A 15,545-nucleotide genomic window follows, 5' to 3' on the forward strand; every position below is an offset into this window, starting at 1 on the left:
ACCACCGAAGCCCCTGCCTGTTACGCCCCTGTTAGGCCAGCCTGCGCATGCAAGGTTCGGTCGCGCACGTTGATGCGCCTCATTTACGTCCAGCCCTGCCCACCGATACTGTGGCTTCGCGCGGCCTGGCCAGGCCGCTTCTTCGCGCCGCTTGATGAAATGGAGGAAACGTGACGCTACCAGGCGACGACGCGCGTCCGGCGCATGCCGACGGGCACGACAACTTCCTGCACAGCCTGGACCTCTTCACCCGGGAGCACCGGGCCGGACACTGGGCCGGGCCGTTCTCCGAGTTCATGGCCGACATCCTGCCCGAGCAGCCGCAGCGCATCGCGCGCACCTCCCATCAATACATCTGGGACATGATCCGCGCCACCTGCGTCGACGACGGCGCCGGCAGCGAGTCCGGCAACCTGCGCTGCCGTCTGTTCGCCGACGACCTGTTCGGCATCGACGAGGCGCTCGAGCGCGTCCTCGACTACTTCAAGGCGGCCGCCAGCGGTTCCGAGGTCGGCCGGCGCCTGCTGCTCCTGCTCGGTCCGCCTTCCGGCGGCAAGTCGACCCTGGTGATCCTGCTCAAGCGCGGGCTGGAGGAATACAGCCGCAGCGACGAGGGCGCGCTGTACGCCATCGCCGGCTGCCCGGTGCGCGAGTCGCCGCTGCACCTGATTCCGCATACCATGCGCGCCGCCTTCCGCAACACCTACGGCATCGACATCGCCGGCGAAGCCTGCCCGCACTGCCGCGCACGGCTGGAAGAGCATTTCGACGGCGACTTCATGCGCATGCCGGTCGAGCGCGTCTTCATCTCCGAAGCCGGGCGCAGCGGCATCGGCACCTATGCGCCGCACGACCCGACGACGGCCGACCTGGCCGACCTGGTCGGGTCGGTCGACCTGTCGAAGGTCGCGCAGTACGGCGACGAGGGCGACCCGCGCGCCTGGTCCTGGTCCGGCGCGGTATACGCCGCCAGCCGCGGCGTGCTCGAGATGATCGAGATCCTGAAGGTCAAGCGCGAGTTCCTCTACCTGCTGCTGACCCTGACCCAGGAGAAGAACGTCAAGGTGGCGCGCTTCCCCCTCATCTACCTCGACGAGACCATCCTGGCCCACACCAATCTCGCGGAATTTCGCAAGTTTCTGCAGGAAAGCGAAAACGAGGCCCTGCTCGACCGGATGGTGATCATCCAGGTGCCCTACACCCTGAACTACCGCGAGGAGGCGCGCATCTACCGCAAACTGATCTCCTCGGCGGCGCCGGCCTTCCGCGACGTCCACCTCGATCCGCACGTGCTGCACGCGGCGGCCGTGTTCGCCATCCTCTCGCGCATCCAGGACGGCGAAGAAAAGGAGGTCGAACTGGTCAGGAAGGTCCGCATCCATGCCGACGAGGAGGTCGATGGCGTGAACCGGGCCGATATCCGCCGTGTCAAAGAAAAGGACAAGGCGCCCGACGAGGGCCTGGCCGGGGTATCGCCGCGCTTCGTCATCAACGCGCTGTCGAACGCCATCATCGGCTCGAACCGGAACAGCCTGTCCACGATGGACGTGCTGCTGGCGCTGAAGGACGCGATCGAGAACGACGCGCGCATCGAACCGCGGCGCAAGCGCAAGTGGGTCGATTATCTCGTGCTGACCCGGAAGGACTTCTACAACCGCTGGGTGAAGCAGGACGTGCACAAGGCCTTGTTCGTGTCGTTCGAGCAGGAAGCGCTCGATCTCCTGAACAAATACCTCGACGAGGTGGAAGCCATGCTCGACAACCGCACCATCAAGGACCCGATCACCAACGAAGAGCGCCGGCCCGACGAACGTTTCCTGCGCGCGGTCGAGGAAAAGATCCACATCTCCGACTCCGGCAAGGGATCGTTTCGCCAGGAAGTCGTGCGCAAGGCGATGGGCGCCTACAAACGCGGCGTCAAGTTCGGGCTGGACAGTCATATTCAGCTCAACGACGCGGTGCAGCAATACCTGTTCGAGCAGCGGCGCGACGTGCTGCGCCTGGTCAGCTCGGCAAAGCGGCCGGACGACGAGGTGCGCACCAAGATCTCGGCCGTCGAAAAGCGGCTGGTCGACGAGTACGGCTACGATGCGCACAGCGCGCGCGAGGCGCTGAACTATGTCACCACCCTGCTGGCGCAGGAATGAGGCCGGCCGTGGCGTTCACCATCAGCACCGAGTGGTACGAGCTGTTCTCGCGCGGGGCGCGCGACTGGCTGCGCCACAACGACAAGGTGCGCGAGGCGGTTCGCGACCACCTCCCGGACCTGATCGCCGGACCGGATTTCATCTCCGGGCCGCAGGAGCGCACCGTCCAGGTACCCGTGCGAATGCTCGAGCACGCGCGCTTTCGCCTGGCCGAGGGCCGGGTCGAGACCGGCGCCGGCCAGGGCCCAGGCGAGCCGGGCGACGTGTTGCGCCGGGCCAGCGACGACGAGGACGACGACGAGGCCCAGGGCGGGAACGAAGAAGGCGAAGTGCGGATGCTGCTCGAATTCTCGATCGACGAGGTCATGGACTGGCTGTGGCAAGACCTGCGCCTGCCCGACCTGAAACCCAAGCCCAGTCCCGGCATCGACGACACCGAACTGGTGCGCGAAGGCTGGGACAAGCGCGGCGCCCGTTCGCGCCTCGACCGCCGCCGCACGCTCAAGGAAGCGATCAAGCGCCGCGCCGTGCAGGCCGATCCCCTGCCCTTCACCGACGAGGATTTGCGTTTCCGCCAGCTGGTGAACCGCCCGCGCCCCGCCACCGCGGCGCTGATCTTTTTCGTGGTCGACGTCTCGGCCAGCATGACCCAGCTCGAGCGCAGGCTCGCCAAGTCGTTTTTCTTCTTCGCCCTGCAAGGCCTGCGCCGCCAGTACGCCAAGGTGGCGGCGCGTTTCGTGGCCCATACCACCCAGGCGTGGGAGTTCCGTGAGGCCGACTTCTTCCAGGTGAGCGGCATCGGCGGCACGATCGCCTCGAGCGCCTTCCGGCTGGTGCTCGATGTCGTCCGACGGGAGCACCTGGCCGGCCAAACCAACCTCTACCTGTTTTACGCCTCCGACGGCGAGAATTTCACCGAGGACCGCGCCGCCACCCTGCAAGGCCTGAACGAGCTGGCCGGCATGTTCAACTACCTCGGCTTCGTCGAGACCCTGCCGGGCGTCACGCGGTCGCTCGATACCGAGATGCGGCGCCTCTTCGCCGACCTGGAAGCGCACGGCCGACCGGTGGGAGCCAGCGTCCTGTCGAACGGCGACGACGTGTGGCTCGCCCTGCAACACTTCTTCGGCGAACGCGCCGGCGCGCAGGCCGCACCATGAATCAGCCCATGAATCAGACCATGAATCAGCCCACGGGCCAGCCCATAACCGAGCCCATAACCAGGTCCACGACCGGGTCCACGACCGGGCCGATGAGCGACCGCATGAATGAACGCATGAATGAACGCGATCGCCGCCTGGCCGACTATGCCGCGCGCCTGGAAGCGCTGGCGATCGAGCTCGGTCTCGACTTCGCACCCGTGCACTTCGACATGGTGCCGAACAATTTCATGCTCGAGATCGCCGTCTACGGCTTGCCGGTACGGATGCGCCACTGGTCCTTCGGCGTCCGCTACATCCACCAGCTGGTGCGCCAGCACATGGGCAATTCGCGCATCTTCGAAGTCATGTTCCCGGGCGATCCCTGCCGCGCCTTCATGCTCGAACATAATTCGCTGGCCGAGAACACGCTGGTCACGGCCCATGTGCTCGGCCATGCCGACTTCGCCAGGAACAACGTGCTGTTCAAGCGCTTCATCGACATGGCCGGCAGCCACATCCTCGAGCAGAGCGCGGGACGCGCGCACCGGCTCGAAGCCGCGCTGGCCGCGCACGGCCAGGAGCGGGTCGAGGCCGTGCTCGATGCCGCGCTCGCGCTCGAGGCCCATGTCGACGTCGACCAGCCGCTGCACCGCCCCCGCTATCCCGAATTCCTGGCGCCGCCAGGCGACGCGGCGCCGGACGCGTTCCACGACCGCTATGCCCAGCTGCCCGGCGAAGGCATTCCGCCCGAGCGCGACACCCGCCAGCGCCGGGCGCCGCTGCCGCCCCGGCCCGAGCGCGACCTGCTCTGGTTTATCGCCCACTACGCGCCCGAGCTGGCCGACTGGGAGCGCGACATCTTCCTGGCGGTACGCGAGGAAGCCTTCTACTTCCACCCGATCTTCGCCTGCCAGATCATGAACGAGGGCTGGGCCTCGTACTGGCACGCCCGCCTGCTGCGCGAAGCCGGTTTCCTGCCGCACGAACTCTACCTGGCCGCGGTCAAGTCGCATTCCGACGTGGTCCGGCCCTACGCCGGCGGCCAGCAGCTGGCGCTCGCGCTCAATCCGTATCACCTGGGCTTTTCGATGTGGGAGCACATCATCGAGCGCCGGGGACTGGCGGCGGCGCGCGAGATCATGCGCGAGGAGGACGACTTCGGCTTCATCCGCAACTACCTCGACGAGGAACTGGCCGAGCGCCTCGACCTGTTCGTCCACGAGACCCGCCGCGACGGCGAAACCCGCATCGCCAACCGCGACATCTACGCCATCCGCGAAGCGATCCTGGCGCCCAAATACAATTACGGTGCGCCGTCGATCGCCGTCGCCGAACTGGCGCCGGACGGGAGCCTGGAGCTGCGCCACGATTTCCAGAACGACGGACGCGGGCTCGACCTGCAACAGGCCGAGCGCGTCATGGAATACATCGAACGCGTCTGGCGCCGTCCGGTCAGCCTCAACACCGTGGACTTCCGCGGCGTGGTGCGCACGCTGCCGGCGCGCCGGGCCGGCTTTTGACGGATGCCCAGGTGCGGCGCGGGTCCGTCGCAGCCCTCGCTTGCGATCGCGAGCGCCCGGGCACAGCGCGACGAGCGCCGGGCCCGGGCCCGGGCCTGCACACCCCGATCCGCCCGGACTCACCCGAGGCGCGCGGCCACGCCGGGATCGTAGCGCCCGGGCGCCAGGATACCGTGCGGATCGAGCGCCGCCTTCAGGGCGGCGACGGTGCGCCAGTAGCTGTCGCCGACGGGGTCGAGCGCCGCCATCGAGTGGTTGCCGACGCGGTAAGGGATGTAGCCGGCCTCGAACATCTCGCGGAACACGGCATCGTGGCAAGCGCGGGCGCGCGCGGCTTCCTCCGGGTCGTCCTTGTCGTAGACCACCGTCAGCACGCCGCCCAGGCTGCGCTCGTTGATCATGCTGAAAGTCGCGAACAGGTCGAAGCCGTGACGTTCGAACTGCGCCTCGGCCAACGCATGCACGGCCAGCAGGTCGGCGCCGCGCAGCGGCAGCACCGGCGACACCCAGAGCAGGCCGCAGTTGTCGCGCGCCGGATCGGCCGCTTCGGGGAAGCTGCCCGGCAAGCCGCCGCGGCGGCGCCAGTAGGCGCCGGCCAGGAAGCGTCCGTTCGGCACGCCCCGGTTCATTTCGAATAGCGATTCGCCGAGCGCGACCCGGGCCCGCAGCTGGCGCCCGATCGGCGTCGGGCCCAGCAGGCGGCCGGCCAGGGCGCCCAGGCGCAGGCTGCGCGCGCTGACGAATCGGGCCCGCGCCGGCGTCGGGCGCAAGGCGCGTTTCAGCGCGCTGCGGGCGGCAGCGACCTGGGCATCGCTGCCGTACAGCGCGCCTGAAACGGTCCAGGGCTGGATGCCCCCCGCTTCGCACAGCGTGGCCCGCAACGCGGGCGACAGGCGCGCGCCCTCGGGGACGTCGGCGCGCGGGAATACCCGGCCGCCCGACAGTACGCGCATGTCGTTTCCGATATGCAGGATACTGCGCAGGGTCCCGTCCAGCCGGAGCGGCCGCAAGGCATCGACGACCTGGGCGATGTCGGCGTGCGTCGGCACGTTGCACAGGAAATGGTTCACGCACTCGGCCTGGGGCATGAGCCAGATGCCCAGGCGCGTGACGATGCCCATGTTCGATTGGGTGAACAAGCCGTCCAGGAAGGGACCCACACCATACGGGAACAGGTGGGCGGCGCGGGCCTGGCGATAGTGGCCGAAGCCGGTCTCGAGCACTTCGCCGTTGGCCAGCACCACCTGCATGCCGGCCGCGTGCTGCAGCCGGTTGCCATAGGGCGAGTGCCCGAATCCGCGTTCCATGATGTTGCCGATGTAGCTGGTATCCGGGCCGGCGCCGGTGCAGTCGGCCCACAGCGCATGGCCTTGCTCGCGCAGGAAGTCCGACAGCTGGCGCTGGGTCACGCCGGGCTCGATCACGGCATAGGCCAGTTCCGGGTCCACCTGGACGATGCGGTTCATGCGCGACAGCTCGAGGATCAGTTGCCCGGCGCCGACGGCGCAGGCGTCGCCATAGCCCCAGTTCTTGCCGGTGCTGACCGGGTAGACCGCGAGCCGGTGTGCGCCGGCGATGCGCACCAGTTCGGCCACCTCGGCCGCATTCGCCGGGCGCGCCACCGCCAGCGGGCGCACCGGGCGCGCCGCCGTGCTGCGCGCATAGGTGGCGAGGGTAGCTTCGTCGGCCAGCAGGTGGGCCGCGCCGACCACCGCCGCCATTGCCTCCAGCGCAGCGCCGTGCTCCAGCGCGCCATGCAGTTCGCTCAGGTTGGTCATGCCCGCTCCTCCCCGTCGCACAGCGCGGCCAGGCGCGCCGTGATGTCGGCTTCCTCCCGCACCGGGAGGAAATACGGATAGAAAGAACGCTCGGTGTCCGGTTCGGCGAAGCGTCCGCCCCATTCGCGGATACTGGCGCCCATCCGCGACAACGGCAGGCGCAGCAGCACGGCCGGCGCACCGACGCGGCTGCAGGCGCGTTCGCCGCCGAAGTCGGCGAAGCCCAGCATGCGCTGGTAGAAGGCGACATGGCGCGGATTGACTTCGATCACGTAGTCGGTGTAGCCGTGCAGCTTGTGGGCATACAGGTAGGAGATGTGGATCAGGGCCGCGAAGACGCGCTTCGACATGCCCTTGTCGATCGCCAGGCGCGAGGGTTCGCACAGGCGCCTGCCGGCATGCCGCAGGGGCGCCAGGCGGTCGCCGAAGTTCTCGTCGGCCGGCAGGCTGCCGTCGAGGTCCAGCCACAGGCTCATCGTTCCGACCACCTCGCCGGCGGTTTCCGCATAAAAGGTGACGCGCCGCCGGTCTCGCGTTTCGCCCGGCTCGAGCGCGTAGCCGCGCCACGCATACATGCGGCGCAGCAGTACCCCGGCATCGTCGCGCCGCCCGCTCGAGGTGGCCAGGCGGACGTTGAACAACTGGGGCCGCGGCGGGTTCGTGACGCGCGGCGCGGCGCGGGGGCACGGTTCCCGGCGCGGCGCGGCGGCCGCGGTTTCGAATGTTGCGATGGGCATTTCATCGACCAGCATGCTTGCTCCTCCAAAGTGGCGTCTCGCCGTTATTGGCGAAAACCTTTGCTGCCGAGTCAGACAAGCCCTGCCTCAGGCAGGTTCCCGGCCGCGAGCCATGAAATTTGCTATCTGAACATGGATCAAGGCCAAGAGAAATTTTCTACAAGCATTGATCGATTTCCCGGCCACCTGGCGCCCCGATGCGCGCCCCGACAGCCGTTTCTTGACCGGCATCAACCGGAAAAAGGGTAACGAAATGCATCGTTTTCCCAGCCATATAATGATCGAACGGCGTCATGAAACGGCCGTCATCAGGCGGCGCCATCCTGCGCCGCGCAGCCAGGCTTTCACTGGAGATTACGCGATGAAGCCCGATCAGCGCCGTCATTTGCCCCGGCCCTGCACCGCCATGACGCAGCGGGTGCGGCCATGACCTCGCCCAGCCCGCACCAGCCGCCCACGCGCGACCTCCTGATGCTCGCACCTTGCCTGCCGCGGCCCGACGGGAGCGCGCACAGCCTGCGCTGGTTCCACATGCTGCGCTACCTGGCGCGCCACTTCCGCGTCCATCTGGGCTGCGTGGCCGACCCGGCGCGCGACGGCAGCCACTTCGGGCGCGTGCGTGCCCTGTGCTACGAAACCTGCTTCGTCGCACCGGCCGGGCTCCGCCAGCGGGTGCGCGGCGCCGGCGCGCACCCGGATCCGGCGCTCGCGTCCTGGGCGGCACGACTGTGCGCCCGTCGGCCGGTGGCGGCGGTGCTGGCTGGCGGCGCCGCCAGCGGGCGCTACCTCGAGGAACTGCCGGCAGGGCCGCTGCGGGTCGTGGATTTCGTCGAGCTCGAATCCGACCAGCGCCGCCGCCACGGCGCCTCGCGCCGCTGGCCGAGCACGGTCTTGTGGCGGCGCCAGTCGCGCCAGCTGCTCGCGCGCGAGCGCGCCGCCGGCGTCGCCTGCGACCACGCCCTGTTTGCCACCACCGCCGACGTCGCCCGCTTCCGCCTGTTCGCGCCCGAGTCGGCGCACAAGGCCCGGCACCTGGCCAGCGGCGTCGATGCCGACTATTATTCGCCGTACATCCTGCACCGCTCGCCGTATCGTCCGGGCCTGCGCGCGCTGGTGCTGGCCGGCGCCATGGACGAGCGCCCCAACATCGAGGCCGCGCGCTGGTTCGCGAACGAGGTCTTCGCGCCGCTGCGCGCGTCCGACCCCGCGCTTGCCCTGTACCTGGTCGGTTCCCGTCCGGATGCTCGGGTGCGCGCGCTGGCGCGCCAGGCCGGCGTCGTCGTCACCGGCAGCGTCGCCGATACCCGGCCCTATCTCGCCCATGCGGCGCTGGTGCTGGCGCCGCCTGGCAGCGCGCACGCGGGCGCCCTGCAGGTATTGGCCGCGATGTCGCTGCAGAAAGCCGTGCTGGCCGCGCCGCGCACGCTCGCCGGACTGGCCTGCCCGGAGCTGCCCGAGGCTTATGCCGCTGCAGATGCCGCCGCCTTCCGCGCGCGCATCGGGGCCCTCCTCGCCGGCGCAGCGACCGCACCTGTCCCGGGCGCCGACGGCGGGGACCCGCTGGCGGTCGGGCGCGCCGCGCGCGCACGCGTCATGCGCGAGCACGACTGGCAGCTGCGCCTGGCGGAGCTGCCGGCCCTGCTGGATCCCGCGAACACGCCTGCCGCCCGTGCCGGCTGACGCTGTCATGGGCAAGCATGCGCCAGCCCCGGTTCCGCCCGCCGTCGAGGCGCCGCGGCTGGTCGCGCACGTGGTGCCGCAACTGGACGCCGCCGGCGCCGCGCTGCTCGACCTGATCGCCCACATGCCGGCGGACCGCTACCGCCACGCGGTCCTGTGCCTGGGCGAGCACAGCGCCTTCCACGCCGACCTGCGCGAGCGCGGCGTCGAAGTGGTCGACCTGAAGCGCCGCACCCGGCTCGACCCTGCCTACTACCTGCGCATGTACCGCGTCTTGCGTTCGCTGCGTCCCGACCTGGTGCATACCCGCAGCCCGGGCAGCCTCGATGGGCAGCTGGTGGCCGCCCTGGCCGGCATCCGGCTGCGCGTACACGGCGAATATTCCGGCGATCATGCGGGCGAACATGCACGGCAGGCGGCCGCGCCGCCGCGCCGCAAGCCGCCGGGACTGCTGGGACGCGCGCTGCGTCCGCTGGTCAAGCACTTCATCGCGGCCGGCGCCGAACAGGAACGCTGGCTGATCGAGCAGGCGGGGGCGACGCCGGCGCGCGTCACGCAGATCTCGGCCGGCGTCGACAGCGTCGAATTCCACCCGCGCCTGGGTCCGCACGCGGCCGTCGGACCGGCCGGCTTCATGCAGGACGACGCCTTTGTCGTCGGCAGCGTGGGCCGCATGGACGCGGTCAGCAACGACATCGCCCTGGTCGAGGCCTTCCTGGGCCTGCTGTCGTCGCCGCACCCGGCGCACCGGCGGCTGCGGCTGCTGATCGTCGGCGACGGGCCGATGCGCGCCGAATGCCGGGCGATGCTGGAACGGGCCGGAGCCGGCGAACTGGCCTGGTTGCCGGGCATGCGCCACGACATCGCCCAACTGATGCGCGCGATGGACCTGATGGTCTTGCCGGCCGTGGCCGCGAACCGCCCCGAGACGCTGCTCGCGGCGATGGCCAGCGGCCTGCCGGTGGTCGCCAGCGCAGTGGGCGTGCACCGGGAGCTGGTGCAGCCCGGCCTGACCGGCATCCTGGTGCCGCCCAGGTCGCCCGAGGTGATGGCCGCCGCGATCGCCGATTATTGCCGCATTCCCGAGATGGCGCGGCGCCACGGGGCGCGCGCCCGCGGCCAGGTGATCGCCCACCACAGCCTGCCGGCGATGGCGCGCAGCTACATCGCCGTCTACGACGCGCTCGCGCAGCAGGAGACGCCTGCGCGGCGCTAGTCACGCAGGCGGCAAGCGCGAGGCGACTGCAGGCCGCCGCGCGCGGCGGCGCGGCACTGTCTACGGCACGCCAGCCAGCGGCACGGCGGCATCCTGGCGGTGACCGTGCGCACAGCCATCGTGGCGCTGGCGCGCAAACCACTGTTCGAGCATCATCAGGACCCATACCGTCCGGCCATGCGCCGCCGGGTCCTCCGCCAGCCGGCGCGACAGCAGCAGGTCGATGAAGTCGCGCCGCACGATGCGGCGCCGGGCCAGGTCCGACAGGCTGTCGCAGGCCAGCGCGCGCAGGCTGGCATCGGTCTGCAGCCAGCGGCCGAGCGGCAGTTGCGGCGCGCCGGGGCTGCGCCAGGATTGGCCAGGCACCAGGGTGCCGAGCGCCGCGCCGAACAGCTTGCGGGCGCCGTCGTCGCACTTGTAGCGCGGCGCCAGCCGTGCCGACATCGCGACCACGGCGTCGCCCAGGAAGGGATGGACCGCTTCGATGCCGGCCGCGGCGCAGGCGCCGGCGAATGCCGGCAGCACCCGGCATGGGAGGTCGATGCGCAGCTCCAGTTCGACCAGCCGGTTGACGGCGCTGCGCCCCTGCGCGCCCCACCAGGCCGCCGCTTCCAGGGCCGCGGGCGCCTCCGGATCGACCAGTTCCAGGAAGGTCGGCTCGAACACGTCGGGCCCGTAGCCGAGCAGGACGTTGGCGCGGCGCAGCCGGGCCGGGACCGGCGCCAGCGACAGCTCGATGCGCTCGCGCAGGCGCGCGAACAGGCCGGGCACGCGCGCCGCGAGGCGGAACAGGATGGGCTCGATGGCGAGCTGGCGCAGCGCGCCCGGCAGGCGCTCGTAGCGTCCGGGGCGGGCCAGCTGCGCATGGCGGCGGCCGCGCCCGAACAGCTGTGCGCCACCCTGGGCGCCGACCAGCCGGGTGGCGCCGTCCGCGCGCGCCATGCGCGCCGCCGCCAGCAGCGCCACGGCCGCCGGATCGCCGCACGGCCCGTCGCAGGCCGAAGCCAGGACCGGCACCGCGGCGGTCACGTCGCATGGCCCGACCACGATCTCGGCATGACGGCTGCCCAGCCTGCGCGCACTGGCACGCGCCGGTTCGAGCGCACCATGGCTGCCGCCGGCAAAGCCGACGGCGTAGGTGCGGACCGGATCGCCGCCGGCGCGCTGCAGCAGGCCGGCCAGCGCGGTACTGCCGGCGCCGCCGCCCAGCAGCACGGCGTCGCCGGCCGGGTCGCGGTCGCCGTCGACCGCGCAGCTCAAGGCATCGGCCAGCTCGGTGCAAGGCGCCGCATCGAGGGCGTGTTCGGTATAACGCATGCGCCAGTAATGCACGCGCTCGGCGCGGCCGTCGCGCAGGTGCAGGCACTCGCCCGGCGCGAGCCGGCGCTGTCCTTGCAGCATGGCGCGCGGCCCGGGCACCGCATGCAGGTAGAGATAGTCGTAGATGGCCTGGGGATCGATTTCGCGCCCGGCGCCGGGATGGCGCGCGAGCGCCGCGCCGCTGCTGGCGAACAGCAGGGTCCGGCCCACCATCTGGTAGTACAGCGGTCGCGTCGCGCAGCGGTCGACCGCCAGCAGCGCCTCGGCGCGCCGCTCGTCCAGGATGGCGAAGGCGAAATGCCCGGACAGCGCGGCGCATGCCTTGGCGCCATGGGTGCGCCACAGCCGGGCCAGTGCTTCGGGACGTTCGCCCCAGTGCGCGACCAGGAGGCCGTCCTCGTGCCAGAGCCGGGCCCCTGCCAGGGCCACCGCCCCCATGGCGTGCACCGCGCAGTGCGCCGGCGGGCCGCCCGCGCGCTGCAGCGGCGCTGCCATGTCGGCGATCGGCAGGGCCGCCGGCTCGCGCGAGAACCAACCGCACAGGCCGCTCATGGTGCGGCCTCCGCGAACAGCGGCGCCAGTTCGCCGGCCAGCAGCGCGCGGTCGATCTGCCCGTCGCTCGCGCGCGGCAAGGGCGCGCGCCGCACGTCGACCATGGCCGGCAGCATGTGCAGGGGCAGCCGCGCGCGGCAGGCGCCGAACAGGATCGTGGAATCCAGGCGCGCCCCCGGCCGTGCCGTGGCCAGCACTGCGATCACCTGGCCGAGCACGGGATGGGCCACGCCGACCGCCGCCGCCTCGGCCACCAGCCCGGTGCCGACGACGATCTTTTCGACTTCGCGCGGACTGACGCGATAGCCGCCGGTGGTGATGGTGTCGCTGCGCGCATCGACCAGGTACAGGTAGCCGTCCATGTCCTTACGCGCGACGACGCCCGGCCAGCGCCCGTTCTCGCGCGGCGCCAGGCCGGGCAGCGGCGGCAGCGTGCGGAACTGGGCCGCGTTGCGCTGTGGGTCGCTCCAGTAGCCGAGCGTGACCAGCGGACCGCGCTGCACCAGTTCGCCCGCTTCGCCGGGCGCGCATTCGCGTCCGTCCGCGCGCAACACCAGCCAGTCGGAGTACGGCATCGGGCGCCCGATCGAGCCGGGCCGCTCCTCCAGCTGGGAAGGCATCAGGCAGGTCGAGCGGCAGGCGTCGCCGACGTCGTACATCAGGTACACGCGGGTGCGCGGCAGCGCCCGCCGCAATGCGTCGAGCGCAGGACGCCCGGGACTGCCGCCGGCGCTGGCGATATAGCGCAGGCAGTCGCCCGCCCGCCCCAGCGGGATCTCCGCCAGCGCTTCCCAGGTGGCGGGCGAAGCGCTCAGACCGGTGATCTCGCCGCGTTCCAGGACCCGGGCCAGCGCCGGCGCGGCGGTCGCCTCCGGGAGGACGGCGGTGGCGCCGAGCGAGAGCGTGGCCAGCAGCGCGTTCAGGCCGTCATCGACATGCAACGGCAAGGCCACCAGGATCCGGTCGCCCGCGCCGATGCCCAGGCAGCGCGCGCTGGAGGCCGCGCCCGCGACCAGGTTCAGGTGCGACAAGGCACTGGCGACCTGCTCTCCCGCCTCGCCGTCGCGGTAGAGCAGCGCGCCCAGGGCCGGCAGCGCGGGGTACGCGGGGCCTTTGGCGGCGCCGGCCAGCCAGGCGTCCCAGCCGAGGGCGCGCTGGGCCAGCTCGCGCGGCCCGCTGCCGCCGAGGACCACCACCGTGCGCAAGGCCGGGCAGCCGGCGAGGAGCGGCGCCAGCGCCGCGAGGCGCCGGGCGTCGGCCACCAGCAGCCGCGCCCCGCTGTGGCGCAGGCGGGCGGCGCAGCGCGGTGCGGACAGGTCCGGATCGAGCCCGACGAAGGCGCAGCCGGCGCTGGAGGCGCCGAGCAGCGCCGCCACCGCCTCCGGACAGGGCGGCAGGCAGACCGCTACCCGCTCGTTCGGCTCGGCGCCGCCCTGGAGCAGCGCGCCGCCGACCGCCGCCGCCGCTGCCGCCAGTCCGGCGTAGCTGACGCGCGCCGCGCCGTGCCGCAATGCGGTGGCCGAGGGCGTGCGCTGCGCCGCCTGCTCGACCAGTTCGTGAATCTGCTGGGCCATGTCTCCTCCAAAGATGCTAGCCGTAAAGATTCATCATTCAGAAAATCTGCCACTGGTCCATTGACCGGTATCAACAGATATTGCTGGAAGCTATCTGTCGTCAGTCAACACCACACGCCGACCTAGGTGTCAAATTGACATAAATGCATGATCGTTACATGGACAACCCGTGATAACTCGTGATAACCCGTGACAACGCGGCTTCGGCCCGCCGGCAGCATTGCCACCGGCCGCAGCAGTGCAGGAGAAGCCAGCCTCATGAATGCTCCGCTCTTGACCACGCCGCGCGTGGAACCGTTCTTCTTCGACGCCGAGCCGGGAACCCGTTTCAGCCTGTACCACGCGCCCAATCCCCAGGTCGCGCCGCGCGGCGCCATCCTCTACGTCCACCCTTTCGCCGAGGAGCTGAGCCGCACCCGGCGCATGGCGGCCCAGCAATCGCGCGCCTTCGCCGAGCTCGGCTACGCGGTACTGCAGATCGACCTGTTCGGCTGCGGCGACAGCTGCGGCGAATTCAACGCCGGCCGCTGGGAGATCTGGCGCGCCGACCTGGCCCTGGCCGCTGGCTGGCTGGCCGAACGCGACAGCGGCCCCCTGACCCTGTGGGGCCTGCGCCTCGGCGGCCTGCTGGCACTGGACGCGGCCGCCGTGCTCAAGCCGCGCCGCCTGCTGCTCTGGCAGCCCTATCTGAGCGGGCGCACCTGCATCAACCAGTTCCTGCGCCTGTCGGAGCAGCTCCGGGACCCGGCGCCGGGCGCGCCGCGCAGCACCTCGGCCCTGCGCGCCCAGCTCGCGGTGCACGGCATGATCGAGGTCGCGGGCTACGAGGTGGCGGTGCCGCTGGTCAAGGCGATCGACGCCTGCGACGCCGCCAGCATTGCGCTGCCGCCCTGTAGCGTCCACTGGCTCGGCTACGGTGGACCGGCGCCGGCGCGCGCCGAGGCCGGCGCGATGCGCATGAAGGAACGCTGGGCCGACGCCGGGGTCGCACTGCACTACCGCCAGCTCGAGGGCAGCCCGGCCTGGAGCGGCGCCGGCCACCTCGACTGCCGCGCGCTGCGCGACGCCACCAGCACGCTGTTCGCAGGAGATCCGGCATGAAACTCGAACAGCGCGCCCTGCGCTTCCAGTGCGGCGGCAATGCCCTGATCGGCATCGTCGATGTCCCCGAACGGGCTTTGATGCGCGGCCTGCTGATGCTGGCCGACAGCGGCCAGTACCGCACCGGCAGCTACCGCCAGTTCACCCTGCTCGCGCGCCTGCTGGCCGGCCGCGGTGTCGCCGTGATGCGCTTCGACCGCGCCGGCGCCGGCGACAGCGAGGGCCGGACGGGCGACCAGGCCGGCGGCGGCGACATCGCCGGGGCGATGAACGAATTTTTCACGCACGTGCCCGAGATGAAGGAATCGGTCATCCTCGCCGCCGGCGATGCGGCCGGCGCGGCGGCCACCTATGCCGCCGGCGACGCGCGCGTGGCCGGGCTGGCCCTGTTCAATCCGGCGCTGGCGCAGGCCGCACCGTCGGCCCGAAGCCTGGCGCTGCGCGCACTCGGCAGCTATGCGCCGCCGCTACTGCGCCGCCACCTGCCGGCCCTGCGCCGCGGCCTCGGCATGCGCGCGCCGGCGCTGGCGCCCGAGCTGGCCAGCGCCTTCGACCGCTACGAGGGCCAGGTGCTGCTGGTGCTTGCCGGTGGCGCCGCCGGCAGCGAGCACGGCGCACGCCTGCTCGAAGCCCGGCGCACGCGCTGCCGGCGGGTCGAGATCCCCGGCGCCGACGGCGATTTCAGCCGCAGCGCCTGGCGCGAAGCGGTGGCGGCGGCCAGCGCGAGCTGGCTGACCTCCTGGTGAGGCTTGGTGCAAGCCTCCTGGAGACCGCGCGA

Annotated in this window: 12 protein-coding genes; 7 read left to right on the top strand and 5 right to left on the bottom strand. The window is 71.3% G+C overall.

Translation table 11 applies throughout. The features are described 5' to 3' along the window. Window positions 1-170: 170 nt before the first annotated feature. The 3 genes from ACFOPH_RS06120 to ACFOPH_RS06130 all read left to right on the top strand — a co-directional run bounded on the left by ACFOPH_RS06120 (window position 171) and on the right by ACFOPH_RS06130 (window position 4,809). Complete coding sequence (locus ACFOPH_RS06120; protein ID WP_312552721.1) at window positions 171-2,147, top strand: serine protein kinase; 1,977 nt, start codon at window positions 171-173, stop codon at window positions 2,145-2,147. A gap of 8 nt (window positions 2,148-2,155) precedes the next feature. Beyond that, the gene (locus ACFOPH_RS06125) at window positions 2,156-3,307 is read left to right on the top strand and encodes a DUF444 family protein (protein WP_379734189.1); all 1,152 of its coding nucleotides are present in this window, start codon (window positions 2,156-2,158) and stop codon (window positions 3,305-3,307) included. A 116-nt stretch (window positions 3,308-3,423) separates the two neighbouring features. Further along, on the top strand, window positions 3,424-4,809 hold the full coding sequence (locus ACFOPH_RS06130) for a SpoVR family protein (protein ID WP_379734191.1): 1,386 nt from the start codon (window positions 3,424-3,426) through the stop codon (window positions 4,807-4,809). 119 nt (window positions 4,810-4,928) lie between these two features. Here the strand turns inward: ACFOPH_RS06130 and ACFOPH_RS06135 are convergent, their stop codons facing one another. The 3 genes from ACFOPH_RS06135 to ACFOPH_RS06145 form a co-directional block, all read right to left on the bottom strand. Further along, a complete protein-coding gene (locus ACFOPH_RS06135) occupies window positions 4,929-6,587 on the bottom strand; it encodes an FAD-binding oxidoreductase (protein ID WP_379734193.1) in 1,659 nt (552 codons plus the stop codon). Further along, window positions 6,584-7,339, bottom strand: a complete 756-nt coding sequence (locus ACFOPH_RS06140) for an N-acyl amino acid synthase FeeM domain-containing protein (RefSeq protein WP_379734195.1) — start codon at window positions 7,337-7,339, stop codon at window positions 6,584-6,586. The genes ACFOPH_RS06135 and ACFOPH_RS06140 overlap by 4 nt, the downstream gene beginning before the upstream one ends. 142 nt (window positions 7,340-7,481) lie before the next feature. Continuing rightward, a complete protein-coding gene (locus ACFOPH_RS06145; protein WP_312554296.1) occupies window positions 7,482-7,709 on the bottom strand; it encodes a hypothetical protein in 228 nt (75 codons plus the stop codon). Between the two features lie 41 nt (window positions 7,710-7,750). Between ACFOPH_RS06145 and ACFOPH_RS06150 the strand changes: the two genes are divergently transcribed. Both ACFOPH_RS06150 and ACFOPH_RS06155 read left to right on the top strand, forming a co-directional pair. Further along, complete coding sequence (locus ACFOPH_RS06150) at window positions 7,751-9,004, top strand: glycosyltransferase (protein WP_379734197.1); 1,254 nt, start codon at window positions 7,751-7,753, stop codon at window positions 9,002-9,004. Between the two features lie 7 nt (window positions 9,005-9,011). Beyond that, window positions 9,012-10,220, top strand: coding sequence for a glycosyltransferase (locus tag ACFOPH_RS06155; RefSeq protein WP_379734199.1), 1,209 nt, complete (start codon window positions 9,012-9,014; stop codon window positions 10,218-10,220). Between the two features lie 60 nt (window positions 10,221-10,280). Here the strand turns inward: ACFOPH_RS06155 and ACFOPH_RS06160 are convergent, their stop codons facing one another. Together ACFOPH_RS06160 and ACFOPH_RS06165 are read right to left on the bottom strand one after the other, a co-directional pair. Beyond that, on the bottom strand, window positions 10,281-12,092 hold the full coding sequence (locus ACFOPH_RS06160) for an asparagine synthase-related protein (protein ID WP_379734201.1): 1,812 nt from the start codon (window positions 12,090-12,092) through the stop codon (window positions 10,281-10,283). Further along, a complete protein-coding gene (locus tag ACFOPH_RS06165; RefSeq protein WP_379734203.1) occupies window positions 12,089-13,666 on the bottom strand; it encodes an AMP-binding protein in 1,578 nt (525 codons plus the stop codon). Before ACFOPH_RS06165 ends, ACFOPH_RS06160 begins: the two co-directional genes overlap by 4 nt. A 258-nt stretch (window positions 13,667-13,924) precedes the next feature. Between ACFOPH_RS06165 and ACFOPH_RS06170 the strand changes: the two genes are divergently transcribed. Then, window positions 13,925-14,767: a hydrolase 2, exosortase A system-associated gene (locus ACFOPH_RS06170; protein ID WP_379734205.1), complete on the top strand. Its 843-nt coding sequence runs from the start codon at window positions 13,925-13,927 to the stop codon at window positions 14,765-14,767. Beyond that, window positions 14,764-15,513: a serine aminopeptidase domain-containing protein gene (locus tag ACFOPH_RS06175; protein ID WP_379734207.1), complete on the top strand. Its 750-nt coding sequence runs from the start codon at window positions 14,764-14,766 to the stop codon at window positions 15,511-15,513. Before ACFOPH_RS06170 ends, ACFOPH_RS06175 begins: the two co-directional genes overlap by 4 nt. Window positions 15,514-15,545: the final 32 nt, after the last annotated feature.

The sequence above is a fragment of the Massilia haematophila genome, from assembly GCF_042647645.1.
Taxonomy (GTDB): domain Bacteria; phylum Pseudomonadota; class Gammaproteobacteria; order Burkholderiales; family Burkholderiaceae_D; genus Telluria; species Telluria haematophila.

What these genes read in the sequence shown, in the direction of transcription:
- ACFOPH_RS06130 (WP_379734191.1), top strand. Translation starts at nt 3,424, where the DNA reads ATGAATGAACGCGATCGCCGCCTGGCCGACTATGCCGCGCGCCTGGAA.
- ACFOPH_RS06135 (WP_379734193.1), bottom strand. Translation starts at nt 6,587, where the DNA reads ATGACCAACCTGAGCGAACTGCATGGCGCGCTGGAGCACGGCGCTGCG.
- ACFOPH_RS06140 (WP_379734195.1), bottom strand. Translation starts at nt 7,339, where the DNA reads ATGCTGGTCGATGAAATGCCCATCGCAACATTCGAAACCGCGGCCGCC.
- ACFOPH_RS06145 (WP_312554296.1), bottom strand. Translation starts at nt 7,709, where the DNA reads ATGACGGCGCTGATCGGGCTTCATCGCGTAATCTCCAGTGAAAGCCTG.
- ACFOPH_RS06150 (WP_379734197.1), top strand. Translation starts at nt 7,751, where the DNA reads ATGACCTCGCCCAGCCCGCACCAGCCGCCCACGCGCGACCTCCTGATG.
- ACFOPH_RS06155 (WP_379734199.1), top strand. Translation starts at nt 9,012, where the DNA reads ATGGGCAAGCATGCGCCAGCCCCGGTTCCGCCCGCCGTCGAGGCGCCG.
- ACFOPH_RS06160 (WP_379734201.1), bottom strand. Translation starts at nt 12,092, where the DNA reads ATGAGCGGCCTGTGCGGTTGGTTCTCGCGCGAGCCGGCGGCCCTGCCG.
- ACFOPH_RS06165 (WP_379734203.1), bottom strand. Translation starts at nt 13,666, where the DNA reads ATGGCCCAGCAGATTCACGAACTGGTCGAGCAGGCGGCGCAGCGCACG.
- ACFOPH_RS06170 (WP_379734205.1), top strand. Translation starts at nt 13,925, where the DNA reads ATGAATGCTCCGCTCTTGACCACGCCGCGCGTGGAACCGTTCTTCTTC.
- ACFOPH_RS06175 (WP_379734207.1), top strand. Translation starts at nt 14,764, where the DNA reads ATGAAACTCGAACAGCGCGCCCTGCGCTTCCAGTGCGGCGGCAATGCC.